This window comes from Pseudomonas sp. SIMBA_041 (genome assembly GCF_046535095.1).
Lineage (GTDB): Bacteria > Pseudomonadota > Gammaproteobacteria > Pseudomonadales > Pseudomonadaceae > Aquipseudomonas > Aquipseudomonas mucoides.
On record NZ_JAWRXJ010000832.1, the window covers coordinates 1 to 242 of the forward strand.

The 242-nt window shown below is 71.1% G+C and carries 1 pseudogene; it reads left to right on the forward strand.

What is annotated here, in order from left to right:
• Positions 1 to 242, forward strand: a pseudogene (locus SB725_RS33470) (hypothetical protein); the annotation flags it as partial.

Genomic DNA, 242 nt, shown 5'->3' on the forward strand with positions numbered 1-242 from the left:
GACTGGATCGAGCTGAACGAGGCATTTGCCGCGCAGTCGCTGGCGGTGATCCGCGATCTCGGCCTCGATCCGTCGAAGGTCAACCCGGTCGGCGGCGCGATCGCGCTCGGCCACCCGCTCGGCGCGACCGGCGCGATCCGCGCGGCGACCGTCGTGCACGGCCTGCGCCGCCGCAACCTGAAGTACGGGATGGTCACGATGTGCGTCGGCACCGGCATGGGTGCGGCGGGCATCATCGAACG